This window comes from Streptomyces sp. NPDC052910 (genome assembly GCF_055585605.1).
This window is the reverse complement of the sequence record NZ_JBVJJR010000009.1, coordinates 1-12,964: the sequence shown is the minus strand read 5'-3', so window position 1 is coordinate 12,964 and position 12,964 is coordinate 1. Positions and strand designations below refer to the sequence as shown.

At 74.7% G+C, this 12,964-nt stretch carries 8 protein-coding genes; 4 read left to right on the top strand and 4 right to left on the bottom strand.

Annotation, left to right across the window (positions count from 1 at the left end):
• Positions 1 to 91: 91 nt before the first annotated feature.
• Entirely contained in the window at positions 92 to 2,287 is a 2,196-nt protein-coding gene (locus ACZ6X9_RS27255) for an asparagine synthase-related protein (RefSeq protein WP_469780663.1), read from the top strand.
• A 345-nt stretch (positions 2,288 to 2,632) separates the two neighbouring features.
• Here ACZ6X9_RS27255 and ACZ6X9_RS27250 read toward each other — a convergent pair whose 3' ends face one another.
• The 3 genes from ACZ6X9_RS27250 to ACZ6X9_RS27240 form a co-directional block, all read right to left on the bottom strand.
• Entirely contained in the window at positions 2,633 to 4,582 is a 1,950-nt protein-coding gene (locus tag ACZ6X9_RS27250; RefSeq protein ID WP_469780837.1) for a sigma-70 family RNA polymerase sigma factor, read from the bottom strand.
• 840 nt (positions 4,583 to 5,422) lie between these two features.
• Positions 5,423 to 5,572, bottom strand: coding sequence for a hypothetical protein (locus ACZ6X9_RS27245; protein ID WP_469780662.1), 150 nt, complete (start codon positions 5,570 to 5,572; stop codon positions 5,423 to 5,425).
• A gap of 187 nt (positions 5,573 to 5,759) precedes the next feature.
• Complete coding sequence (locus tag ACZ6X9_RS27240) at positions 5,760 to 6,524, bottom strand: TetR/AcrR family transcriptional regulator (protein WP_469780661.1); 765 nt, start codon at positions 6,522 to 6,524, stop codon at positions 5,760 to 5,762.
• Between the two features lie 362 nt (positions 6,525 to 6,886).
• Here ACZ6X9_RS27240 and ACZ6X9_RS27235 point away from each other — a divergent pair, with 362 nt between their 5' ends.
• Positions 6,887 to 8,248, top strand: a complete 1,362-nt coding sequence (locus ACZ6X9_RS27235; RefSeq protein ID WP_469780660.1) for an NAD(P)/FAD-dependent oxidoreductase — start codon at positions 6,887 to 6,889, stop codon at positions 8,246 to 8,248.
• A 293-nt stretch (positions 8,249 to 8,541) separates the two neighbouring features.
• Positions 8,542 to 10,308 (top strand): ATP-binding SpoIIE family protein phosphatase, encoded by a 1,767-nt coding sequence (locus tag ACZ6X9_RS27230; RefSeq protein WP_469780659.1) that lies wholly within the window; start codon positions 8,542 to 8,544, stop codon positions 10,306 to 10,308.
• Between the two features lie 181 nt (positions 10,309 to 10,489).
• Here the strand turns inward: ACZ6X9_RS27230 and ACZ6X9_RS27225 are convergent, their stop codons facing one another.
• Positions 10,490 to 11,803, bottom strand: a complete 1,314-nt coding sequence (locus tag ACZ6X9_RS27225; protein ID WP_469780836.1) for an MFS transporter — start codon at positions 11,801 to 11,803, stop codon at positions 10,490 to 10,492.
• Between the two features lie 186 nt (positions 11,804 to 11,989).
• Between ACZ6X9_RS27225 and ACZ6X9_RS27220 the strand changes: the two genes are divergently transcribed.
• Positions 11,990 to 12,538: a MarR family winged helix-turn-helix transcriptional regulator gene (locus tag ACZ6X9_RS27220; protein WP_469780658.1), complete on the top strand. Its 549-nt coding sequence runs from the start codon at positions 11,990 to 11,992 to the stop codon at positions 12,536 to 12,538.
• Positions 12,539 to 12,964 lie beyond the last annotated feature (426 nt).

Genomic DNA, 12,964 nt, shown 5'->3' with positions numbered 1-12,964 from the left:
GCCCCGAGTGGCCCGATCGATGTCACACCGCCCGTCCCGCTGTGCATGATGACTGCTACCCGATGGTTGTCCACAGCCTGTGGAGGCGGCGATGCGCTGGTTGGTGGGGTGGAGCCGCGCCGGCTCCCGGCCCGGCGTCCCCGCCGCGCCCGCGGTCCAGCCCGTCGGCGCCCGGCTTCTGTGGGAGGACCCGGACCCGCTGTGGGCGGTCGGCGACTGGCGCCCCGACGAGGTACGCGTCATCCACGCCGGACCGCATCACGCCGGACCGCACCACAGCGGGTCACCCCACGCCGGCCCGCATTCCGGCGGCACCCGGCACACCACCGCGCCGCCGCCCGTCGCCCGCCTCGCCGTCCTCGGCCGCTGCGGCGCCGACGACCAGCAGTTGCGCACCGGCCTCCTCGCCACCCGCGGTGGCGCCCTGCGCCCCCTGACCGCCTGGCCGGGCAGCTACACCGCCGTCGCCCAGATCGGCCGCCGCATCACCGTCACCGGAGACCTGGCCGGCGCCCGGCCCGTCTTCCACGCCGCGTGGGCCGGCGGCACCGCCTACGCCACCGCCGCCCTGCCCCTCGCCGACCTCGTCGAGGCGGAGCTCGACATCGGTCACCTCGCGGCCCTCCTCGCCTGCCCCGACTCCCCGGAGGCACTGGGCGACAGCACGCCCTACACCGGCGTACGGCGCGTCCCGCCCGGGCACGCGTTGGTGGTGCGCGACGGCGCGCGGGACGTGACGAGCTACGAGCCGACGGCCTCGCTCGTCGTCGCCGCCCCCGAACCGGACCCCGCCCAAGCCGTGGACGGCATCCGCGAGGCTCTCGTGGAGGCGGTCCGTACCCGCTTCGCCGCCCCCCGCCACGCCCCGAACGGCTTCTCCCGCACCCCGGAACCCGACCCGGGCCCCGTACCCGGCATGGGTCCCGCCTTCCGGCGCGCCGCCCGCGGCGGCCCCGCCCCCGGCATCGGCGCCGACCTCTCCGGAGGCAGCGCCTCCGCCACCCTGGCGCTGCTCGCCGCCGGCCTCCCCGGCCCACCGGGCACCCCCCTCGGCCACGGCACCGGCGCCGGCGAACGACTGCTCGTCGTCACCTTCAACGACCTGGTGGCCGACCGCGGCGGCGCCCGCGAGGCCGAGCTGGAACGCGCCCGGGCGCTCGCCGCCGACCCGCGCCTGCACCACGTCGTCGTCGCCGCGGGCGAGGAGGCCCTGCCCTACGCCGACCTCCTCGACGGACCGCTCACCGACGAACCCTCGCCCGCCCTCGTCACCGCCGTCCGCCACCGCCACCGGCTCGCGGCGGGCAGCGCCGACCACTTCACCGGACACGGCGCCCGCCAGGTGCTCGACGCCCACCCGGCACGCCTCGCCGACCTCCTGCTGGGCCGGCGGCGCCGCCACCTCCTCCGTCCGGTCTCCGCCCTGGCCCGCGCGGACGGCACGCCGGCACTCGCCGGGTTCTCGGCCTCCGTCCCCTTCACCGTCTACCGGGCGGCACGCCGGCTCGCCCGCACCTCCTACCGGGAGGGCCTGGAAGGCGCGGCGGCGCGCTTCCTGGCCCCGGACTTCGTCACGGCCGAGCACCTCACCGGCGCGACCGGCGCCGTGGACGCCTCCCTCGCCGCCCTCACCTGGTGCCGGCCCGGCCCCGCCGCCCGCTGGCTCACCGGAGCGGCGCTCGCGGAGGTCTCCGTCCGGCTCCAGGCCGCCGCCGTCCGGCCGACCGGGGCCCCACAGCGCCCCGGGGAACGCAGGGCCGCCGCCGCCCTCGCCCGGCACGCGGCGGACCACCGCGTCCTCGAACAGGCCTCGGAGATCCGCGGCCAACGCCTGCACGCCCCCTTCCTCGACAACCAGGTCGTCCGGGCCTGCCGCGCGCTTCCCCAGGCGCTCCGCGTCCAACCCGGGGCGCGCGCCACCGTCCTGTGCTCCGTCCTCGCGGGAGCGGGCATCCGCGAACTGCCGCCGGGCTGGGGCGCGCCCACCCACGCGGCCCACGCGGCAGCGGCCCGCGCGGGCCTGCGCGGGTACGCCGCGCTCCTCCTCCGCCTCTTCGACGCGCCCCTGCTCGCGGACGCCGGCCTCATCGAGGCCGGCGTCGTCCGCGACGCCGTCCGGTCCGCGGCCGAGGGCGCGGCCCTGCCCCTGGACGGCCTCGCCGAACTCATCGCCACGGAGGTGTGGCTCCGCCGCCTGCTCGCCCGCCGCGGCACCTGCTGGACGGGCCCGGCGGCACCGCGGATGCGGGCGGTGGCGGGGGGAGTGGTGCCGCGGCCGAGTCTTTAGCGGGGCTGGTCCACGGCCCGTCCGGACGGGCCGAGGCGCCGCTGCCCGGGTGGGTGGGCGGCTCGACCGGTGTGTGCCACCGGGGGCGGCGAGAGCCGGTCCGCCGGTGAGGGGCCCTTCCCGCGCGGGCCGGCCGTCCGGGCACGACCGCCGCGGGGGCGGCCGGTTGTCGACGGCCCCCGGCGAGCGCCGGTTCGGCGACGCGGTGTCATGAGAGGCGCTTCGGCGGTGGGGTGGGGACGGCCCGGTCGCGCAAGCCCGACGCCTCGGCGGCTCGGCGGTCGTGCCGGCCCGGCGGTCACCGACGCCCGCCCGGCGACAGCGCCGGCCGTTGGCGGGTGACCGCTAGCAGGTGATACGTGTCGCGGCCCAGTCCGCGAGCGCCAGTTCCGCGACCGGTGCGAGCGCCGCCCGCCGGGCCGCGGGCACCAGGCCCACACCCCCCGGCCGTCCGAGCGGCCGGCGGCCCCACCACCGGTTCGGCCCGTGGCCGGCCGCCTCGGCCGCTTCCGTCGGCGTCCACGCCGCGTCCTCGGGCGGCGCCACCGTCCGTACCTCCAGTCGCAGCGACCGGTGGCCGGTCAGCGCCGCGTGGACGGGCACGGCCGGACCGTCCCCGCGGACCACGCCCGACCGCCATACGGGCTGCCCGTCCGCGAGCACCGAGAACCGCAGCGACGGATGCCCGAGCGACAGGTCGTCGACGCCCACCACCGCGTCGAAGGCGGTACAGGAGCGGTTCAGATCGATGGCGACGGACGACGTCGGGCCGACGCTCACACCGTGGCGGTAGGCGACGCCACCGATCCGCAGGCCGTCCCGCTGCCACACCAGGCTGCCCTCGTCGATCCGCACGCGCGGCTCGTGCGCGTCCCCGAACACGTCGAAGTCCAGGGCGTCGAGCGAGTAGACGGCGGGGACCGGCGACGCCGGCGGCGGGACGGGCGACGGCTTTCGCGACGGGGGCGCGGGCGGCCGGGCGGGCCGGGACGTGGGTGGAGGCGTCGGCCGCCGGACCGGCGACGGCGTCGGCCGGGGGGTGGGCGACGCCGGCGGGTGCGACGTCGGCACGACCGCGCGCTTCGCGGTGTGCTCCACCTTCGCCCCCACGGGCGGTGCGGGGGAGTGGGCCGGCGGGGACGACCGGGCCGGATGGGACGGGACGACAGGCGGCGCCGAACGCATGGCCCGCGGTGTGGCAGGCGGTTCGGCGGAACCGCCCGACAGGACGCAGGCGAGGGCGACTCCCGCGGCGACGACCGCCGCCCCCACCCCGAGCGCCACCTTCGCGGGCGCCCCCAGGCCCTCGCCCACCGCGGCGCCCCCACCGGAACCGGACGCTCCGGCCGACCCGGCGGCCCCTGAGGCTCCGGCCGCTCCCGCCGCGCCGCCGCCACCCGCCGCCCCGCCACCGGTCACCGCTCCACCGGTCACGGCTCCACCGGTCACCGCCGCCCCGGTGCCCGCGGCGGCCCCCGTACCGGCCGCCAGGCCGATGACGGCCTTGACCGAGGCGCCGGCGGTGAACCACCCGACGACCGCCACCGGCAGCACCGCCCGCAGTCGCGCGTTGACGTCCGCCAGCTCCAGCGCCGCGGTACGACACCGGGCGCACTCCGACAGGTGCTTGCGCAGCCCGCGCTCGGCCCGCGTCCGCAACCCGCCGCGCGCGTACGCCCCGAGCCGGTCGGCGTACTGTGCGCAGCTCCCGGCCGACGTCAGCGACGCGCTGACATGCGCCTGCAGATACGCCTGGCGCAGCCCCTCGCGGGCCCGGTGGGCCAGGACGGCGGTGGCGTTCGGGCTCAGCCCCAGCAGCGGGGCGACCTGACTGGGCGACTCCTCCTCGACGGTGGTGTGCCAGAGCACCATCTGCCAGCGCTCGGGCAGGCTGCGGAACGCCTGGACGGCGAGGGACGTCTCGGCCTGCCGCATCGCGCGCACGTCCGCGCCCGGATCGACCGGAGCGTCCTCCGGCGCCACGGCGGCCCCGGCCGCGGACACGGCGAACACCGCGAAGTCCTCGACCAGTTGCTCCCGACGCGCGGTCTTCGTCCAGGCCGCGGCCACCCGCCGCACGGTGGTGAGCAGGTAGGCGCGTACGGCCGTGTCGGGCCCCGAGCCCCGACGCACCGCCTGCAGCGTGGCGGCGAAGACCTCGTTGGTAAGGTCCTCGGCGGTGTGGACGTCGCGACAGCAGCTCCGAGCGTAGCCCCGGACCGCGGCGGCGTGCCGCCGGTACAGCAGGGCGTACGCCTCCCCGCCGGCGTCCTCCCCGTCCCGCAGCCGCGCCACCAACTCCGTGTCCGAGAGCGGCGAACCGTCTTCGGCGCCGTCGGCAGCGTCCGCCTCCCCGCCGTCCGCGAGGACGGCCGGAAGCTCGACGGTCCTCTCGACGTCCGCACCCGGCGCGGCACCGGAACCCTCCGCGGGCCCTCCCGCTTCCCCCGCCCCGACGGACGCGGCGGATGTGTCAGGTCCACCGGCGTCCGGCCCACCGGCATCAGGTCCACCGGTCGCGTCGACCGCGTCAGGCGCGCCCACGGGATCGACGGGGCGGGCGGGCCCGGGCAGCGCGGCGGGAGTCGACGGCCGCGAGAGAGGCTTCCCGGCCGTGGGATGCGCGATGGCCGCGTCGAACGCGCCGCCCCACGCGCCACCGCGCTGCTGGGGAACGCTCGCCCTGGACCCTCCGCGCCGCCCGCGGCCGCGACCGTGCGGCCCGCCCTGCCCGGGCACCCCGGGCGGCGTCCGGTGCGACGCCCCCGCGCCCGCCTCCTCGTTCCCGTACGGCTCTTCCCGCCCGTCACGACCCATAGCGGAAGCTCCCGTGCACGCCGGACACCGAACAAAACAGGGGTCAGCGTGGCACAGACGCGCACGGCGTTGGCAGACGCACGAACGGCAACCACTCGTCCGAGGAGCCTTCGCACACCGGAGCGCCGGAAAACCCGGGCCCCGCACCGGCTTTCGCCGTCCTCGGGGCTACGTGAACGGGAACAACCTCCCGAAGCCCCACCCCCCGTTCGGGTGCACTCGGAGTCGACGCGGAGTGGCACACCACGGCCGCTCGAAGTCGGCCGGCCCACGAGTCGGCCGAATCAAACCCGAGCCGGCCGAGCCGCCACCGGCCGGTCAAGCCGCCACCAGCCGAACGGGCCGGTTGAGTCCGAAGGAGCCGACCGACTCGCCGAAGCCGACCGACTCCCAGAAACCGGCCAACTCGCCGAAGCCGGCCAACTCGCAGCAACCGACCGAGTGGACGGAGCCGACCCGAGCAGGCACGACTTCTCGCGCACCACCCCCACCGGCCCCGCCGCCCCACCCGCAGGGCGGGCACCGGCCCCGTCTCGGCGAGCACCGGCCTCGCCTCAGACGAACACCGGGCCTCCGCCCTCAGACGAACACCGAGCCCCCGCCCTCAAGCAGGCACCGAGCCCCCGCCCTCAGGCGAGCACCGAGCCGTCCGCCCTCAGGCCGCCGGCCGCGAGCGCAGCCCTTCCAGCAGGATGTCCAGCAGCCGCGAGGACGCCGCCGCCTGCTGCGCCGCGTCCGGCAGCGAAGGCGCCGCCGTGGCGATGACCAGCAGTACGTCCGCCACGGTCACGTCCGGCCGCAGCTCGCCCGCCGCCCGGGCCCGGTCCACCAGGCGCCCGACGACCTCCAGCAGCGCCGCCGCGCCCGAGCCGTCCCGCTGTCCCTCGGACCCCGGTACCGGCCGCTGCTCGACGAGGCGCAGCTCGTGGAGCTGGCCTCCGGCCGCTCCCGGCTGCCGCTGCTGCGGCACCCGGGCCTGCGAGGGCGCCACGGGCGCCACCGGCTCCGGAGACGACTCGCCCTCGACGCCGACCCGCAGCACCTGCGGCGGCAGCAGCCGCCCGGCGCCCGAGGCGACCGAGGTGCGGAGGAACCGGGAGAGCGCCGACCACGGCTCCTCCTCCTGGCCCAGCGCCGTCCGCGCCTGCTCGGTCAGCCGTGCCGTCTCTTCCTCGGCTATCCGCCTGACCAGCACGTCCTTGCTCGGGAACCGTCGGTAGACCGTTCCCACGCCGACCCGGGCCCGGCGCGCCACGTCCTCCATCGGCGCTCCGTACCCCAGCTCGCCGAAGACCTCGCGAGCCGCCCGCAGCACATGTTCGAGATTGCGCTGAGCGTCCACGCGCAGCGGCGTACTACGGCCGCCGCTCCCGTCGGAGGGCGCGACAGCGGTAGACCAATGAGAGCCCTGAATGTGCATACGTTCCCCCGGTTATGACGTCTCCCCCCGGAGACTCCCCGCCCTGACTGCCGGAGCAGGCCGCTGCCTGAACCCCGACGAAGTACGAACATAGTTGAGCCCAGGTCAAGAAAGAAGAGGGTAGTTCCGCACAGCCCACCCCCAATAGGAGTACGCGCCGGTCCGCGGTTGATTACGCACCACCTCACCACCCCGGCGGATCCGCGCTGACCTGCATACCTCGGCCCAGGCGGGGCAAGCGGAAGGTCCGCCTTCCGGCTACGCCTCCGGTCATACGTTTCGCCCGGCCCTGTGGACAAACCCCGAGTCCCGGTGCGTCATGGAAGAGAGTCGTGTGACCACGAGGATGCGAAGGGACAGCCTTGGCCAAAGAACCGGCGGTGAAGGAAGCGACGCGCATTCTGGTCGTCGGGGGCGGCTACGTGGGCATGTACGCCGCACTGCACCTCCAGCGCAAGCTGCGGAAGGGCGAGGCCGAGGTCCTGGTCGTCAGCCCCGACCCCTACATGACCTACCAGCCCTTCCTCCCCGAGGCCGCGGCCGGCTCCATCTCGCCCCGGCACGTCGTCGTCCCGCTCCGCAGCGTCCTCAAGGGCTGCCGGCTCCTCGTGGGCGAGGTGACCGCCCTCGACCACGCGGGCCGGTCCGCCACCGTCCGGACGGCCGCCACCGAGGAGTCCGGCGCGGGTGCCCTCACCGTCCCCTACGACGAGCTGGTCATCGCCCCGGGCTCCGTCTCCCGCACCCTCCCGGTTCCCGGCCTCGCCGAGCACGGCATCGGCTTCAAGACCGTCGAGGAGGCCATCGGCCTGCGGAACCACGTCCTGGAGCAACTGGACATCGCCTCCTCCACCCGTGATCCGGAGGTCCGCGACGCCGCCCTCACCTTCGTCTTCGTCGGCGGCGGTTACGCCGGTGTGGAGGCCCTGGCAGAGCTCGAGGACATGGCCCGCTACGCCGCCCGCTACTACCACAACATCACCCAGGACGACCTGCGCTTCATCCTCGTCGAGGCCACCGGGCGCATCCTCCCCGAGGTCGGCCCGGAGATGGGCCGCTACGCCGTCCGCGAGCTGCGCGGCCGGAACATCGACGTCCGCCTCGACACCCGCCTCGAATCCTGCGAGAACCGCGTGGTGGTGCTCAGCGACGGCTCCCGCCACCCCGCCCGGACCCTCGTGTGGACCGCGGGCGTCAAACCGCACCCGTTCCTCGCCGTCACCGGCCTGCCGCTGAACGCCCGCGGGCGGCTGAAGTGCCGACCCGACCTGCGCGTCGAAGGGGTCGACCACGCCTGGGCCGCCGGCGACGCCGCCGCCGTCCCCGACCTCACGGCGCACGAACCGGGCGTCGAATGCGCCCCCAACGCGCAACACGCCGTCCGCCAGGCCAAGGTCCTCGCCGGCAACGTCCTCTGCTCCCTCCGCGGCCACTCCCTCACCGACTACCGGCACAAATACGTCGGCTCGGTGGCCTCGCTCGGGCTGCACAAGGGCGTCGCGCATGTCTATGGGCAGAAGCTCAAGGGCTACCCCGCCTGGCTCATGCACCGCGCCTACCACCTGAGCCGCATCCCCACCTTCAACCGCAAGGCCCGCGTCCTCGCCGAGTGGACCCTCGCCGGGCTCTTCAAGCGGGAGATCGTCTCGCTCGGCTCGCTGGAGAACCCGCGCGCCGAGTTCGAACTCGCCGCGGGCACCGGACGCCATCCGGAGGCCGGGTGACGCACGCGCCACGCCGGTGCCGGAGCGGGGAACTCCCGCCGCCGGCCCCGACGTCTCACGGATGTCAGTCCGGTCGGCCACACTGGTCGTGTGACCATGGGTGGGTTCGCACTTCCGAAGAGTGACGATCGCGCGGATTCGAACGATCGCGAGGATTCAAAGGATTCAGACGTTTGTCGCATTCCCTCGGGGGCCGGCCCCCGCACCGACCACCGCGCCCCCGCGCAGGGCGCGCGGCTCGGCCACCACGCGTCGCCGAGCCGATCCGGACCGACTCCGCGAGGTAATCCTCAGTGAACTTCACCCGCTGGAGCGCCCGGCTCCCCGGCACACAGCGCCGGGCCGCGACGCGCGCCGACCGCAACGCCCCGGCCGCCCCCGCCGCGGCGACGCCCGCCACGGGATCCGTCCCCGCCGCGCGCGCCGGCTCCGGCATGCCTCCCGCGCCCGACGGCCCGGTCGCCACCCTCGACGGGCTCTCCGTGCACGACGTCCTCGGCCAGCTCCCGGCCCTCGTCGCGGTCGTCTACGGCCCCGACCACCGCATCGCGTATGTGAACGACGCCTACGCCGCCCTCTTCGGCCCCCGCACTCCCGGCGCCCCCGCCCGTGAGGCCCTCACCGAGCTGGAAGGGCTCGGTCTCCTCGCCCTCATGGACCAGGTGCTGCGCAGCGGCAAACCCCGCACCGTCAAGTCCCGTCGCGTGACCACCCCCGACGCCCCCGCGGACCCGGCCGGCACCGCCACCCGCCCCCGGCACGGTTACTACACCTTCACCTGCACCCCGCTCCGCGTCGGCGTCCCCGGCGCAGGCGCCCCCGGTGACGACGGACCGCAGCCGGCCGCCACCACCCAGCCGGGCGTCCTCGTCTTCGCCGCCGACGTCACCGACCAGGTGGAAGCCGCCGAGCGCCTGCGCACCAGCGAACGCCGCCAGCGCGAGGCCGCCGTCACCCTCCAGCGCAGCCTGCTCCCCCAGGAGCTCGAACAACCGGACGACCTCCGCGTCGCCGCCACCTACCAGCCGGGCGGCCAGGACACCGCCGTCGGCGGCGACTGGTACGACGTCATCACCCTCGGCGCCGGCCGTACCGCCCTGGTCATCGGCGACGTCATGGGACGCGGGGTGCGCGCCGCGGCCGTCATGGGCCAGCTCCGCACCGCCGTCCGCGCCTACGCCCGCCTCGACCTGCCGCCCCACGAGGTCCTCCAGCTCCTCGACGGCCTGGCCGCCGAGATCGACGCCACCCAGATCGCGACCTGCGTCTACGCCGTCCACGACCCCAACGAGGGCCGCCTGGTCTACGCGTCCGCCGGCCACCTGCCCATCCTCGTCCGCGACCCCGAGGGCACCGTCCACCGCGCCGCCGAACCCACCGGCCCACCCCTCGGCACCGGCGGCTGGGTGCACACCTCGGGCAGCGTCCCGCTCGGCCCCGGCTGCAGCGCCGTCCTCTACACCGACGGCCTGGTCGAACGCCGCGACGAGGACATCGACGACGGCGTCGCCGCCCTGGAACGCGCCTTCGCCGGCGCCACCGGCACGCCCCAGGTCATGTGCGACCGCCTCATCCGCTCCCTCGGCATCACGGACGAACACGACGACGACGTCGCCGTCCTCGTCCTCCAGCACCCCGCCCGCACCGGCCACGACGCCGAGCTGTTCCACAACGCGGCGCTCGAACTCCTCGGCGGCGTCGAGGCCGCCCCCCGCGCCCGCGCCTTCGCCTCCGGCGTCCTCGCCAGTTGGCGCTTCCCACCGGACCTGCGTGACCTGGGCGTCCTCGCCGCGAGCGAGCTCGTCGCCAACTCCCTCCAGCACGGCACGCCCCCGATGAAGCTGAGACTGCGCCGTACCGACCGCCGCCTGATCATCGAGGTCACCGACGGGGACGACCACCTCCCGCGCCGCCGCCGCGCGGAACCCGCCGACGAGGCCGGCCGCGGCATCTCGATCATCGCCACCATCGCCTCGTCCTGGGGCTCCCGCCGCACCCCCGGCGGCGGCAAGGCCGTCTGGTGCGAATTCGCGCTGCCCACGAAGCACGCGCACGTGTGACCGCGACCGGCCGCCGGCCGATCAACGAGGGCGACTCACGAACCACCAGGGCGACCCACGAAAGGCCGGCTCACACGCCGCCACACGACGAGCCGGGTGCCCCGACCACAACGGCGGAGCGGCACGGCCGGAGCTCACCGCTCCGCCGCACCGCTCCGCCGCCGGTACCCCTTGCCCGCCGTCAGGCCCCGACCGTGGCCCGCTCTTCCTGCGGGACGACGCGCGCGGCCACCGCGCGCTGCTCAAGCGTCCGCTCGTGGGCCCGCAGCGGGTTCTCCTGCGCGGGCGTGAGCCGCCGCCCCAGCCGCAGTGCCAGCACCGAGATGCCCAGCGAGCAGGCGACCAGCAGCACGATGTACGGCGCGTAGAGGGCAGAGCCGGCCATCAACCCGCCGGCGGCCGGCCCCGCGGCCAGCGCCAACTGCTTCACCAGGGCGAAGGCCGAGTTGTACTGACCCACGAGCCCCGGCGCGGCCAGATCCGCGACCAGCGGGGCCATCGTCGGCGCCAGCATCGACTCACCGATGCCGAAGAGGGCGTACGTCGAGATCAGCAGCGTGATCGCGACCGCGTGCGCCCCCGGTACGAGACCGGAGATCCCGGCGGCCACCCAGGCCACCGTCCATATGACACCCACCAGGGCGATGACCCGGCTCCGCCGGCGCCGCTCGACCAGGCGCAACACCACGAACTGCGTCAGCACGATCGCCATCGTGTTCGCCGCGAGGGCCATGCCGAGCGTCGCGGGCGAGATCCGCGTGACCTCCACGGCGAACGCCGACAGGCCCGACTCGAACTGTCCGTAGCAGGCGAAGAACATCACGAAGCCCAGCACGCAAAGCTGCACCATCGCCCGGTCGGCGAGCAGTGCCCGCCAGCCGTTCCGCGCGGATCCGTCCGTCGGGACCGCGTCCTCCACCCGCGGCGCCTTCGGCAGCCGCACGGTGGCCACGGTGGCGCCCAGCACCAGGAACATCACGGCCTCGATGGCGAACAGCCGCACGAAGCTGGACGGGTCGGAGGTGTCCACGAGCTGACCGCCCAGTAGACCGCCGACGCCGAGGCCGAGGTTGTTGAGGAAGAACTGCGTGGCGAACGCCCGCGAACGGGTGGTCGTCGTCGAGCACCAGACGATCATCGTGGCCAGCGACGGCTGGACGACCGCTATACCGGCACCGAGCGCGGCGGCGGCCGCGACCACGAGGAACTCGCCGTCGGCCAGACCGAGCCCCATGGAGCCGATGGCGGCCGACACCGTACCCGCGACGGCGACGGGCAGGGGGCCCCGTCGGTCGATCACCCGCCCGACGAAGGGCAGCACGAACAACGCGGCCACGGCGAACGTCGCGAGCACGACACCCGCCGTACTCGCACCGAGGTTCTTCACCTGCGACACATAGATGAAGAGAAACGGGACCGTGAAGCCGTTGCCGAACGCGCTCAGCGCGTTGCCCAACTGGATCCGGCGCAGTGCCGCGCCCATCGCGGTGGTCACACTCACCTTCCTTTTCCTTGATCACGTGAAACGGGCCCAGACCAAGCCCCTTGGGCCGGGGACCGGACGGTCCTGATGACCCAAGGGGCAACAGTCCAGGCCTGAAGACTTCAGACGTAAACTTCGAAGCTAAAGAGTACACATCAAAGGGCTTTAGCGGCAAGGGGCCGTGTCATACTGCGGCCCATGGCCGACACCCCCGGCTCCGCCGAGCCGAGCCTCGAAGAGCAGATCGCCGCTTACCAGCGCGAGTTCCAGGACCTTGATCCCCAGGTGGAGAAGGTCGTCTCGGCCCTCAGCCGGCTCAACCGACGCATGAACGTCGCCTATGGCCGGCAAACCGCCGAGCTGGGCATCAGCAACGCGGAGTGGGAGGTCCTCAAGGCACTCGTCCTCGCCGGCCATCCCTACCGGCTCGGTCCGGGCGACCTGGCGAAGCGGCTGGGCCTGACCCCCGCCGCCATGACCCACCGCATCGACCGCATGGTCGCGGAGGGCCTCGTCACCCGGGAGCGTGACGGCAGCAACCGGGTCCGCGTCATCGTCGGCATCACGGAGGACGGCCGGGAGAAGTGGCTCGCGGCGATGCGGCTCGCCTCCGTCTTCGAGGAGGAACTCCTCCAGGACCTCTCCGGCGAGGACCGCGGCAAGCTCGGCGAGCTCCTGATCCGGCTGCTCCGCCGCGTCGAAACGGCCCAGCCGGACGCCGGCGGACGCCTCAGGGACCTCGACTGACCCGTCAGCCACGCGGCGCGGGACGAGGGTTGACACGGGTGCGGGGGATCCGTAATGTACTCCGAGCTGCCGCGAAGCCATACGGTTTCAGGCGGCACTTCACGCCACTCGGCGGGATCCTCTACTGCACGGCCCTTGAACGGGATCGATTTCGGCATGCCGGAATTCGGTTCCATTCGAGCCCGGGGCTCCGATTAGGAGCCGCGGGGGAAATCCGGTAAAGTAGTGATCACGCCGGAAGGCGCGGCAGTAACAAATAGCCGCACCACGGCGGGAACCCCCCTCCAACGGGGATCGGATTTCGAATCCGGGCCGGAAACGGAACGGAAAAGGATCTGGTAAGGTTGGAAACACCGAAGGGAAGCGCCCGGAGGAAAGCCTGAGAGAGTCTCTCGGGTGAGTACAAAGGAAGCGTCCGTTCCTTGA

Excerpts from the sequence above, each read along its gene's own strand:
- ACZ6X9_RS27240 (WP_469780661.1), bottom strand. The coding sequence starts at position 6,524 with ATGCACATTCAGGGCTCTCATTGGTCTACCGCTGTCGCGCCCTCCGAC.
- ACZ6X9_RS27220 (WP_469780658.1), top strand. The coding sequence starts at position 11,990 with ATGGCCGACACCCCCGGCTCCGCCGAGCCGAGCCTCGAAGAGCAGATC.
- ACZ6X9_RS27255 (WP_469780663.1), top strand. The coding sequence starts at position 92 with ATGCGCTGGTTGGTGGGGTGGAGCCGCGCCGGCTCCCGGCCCGGCGTC.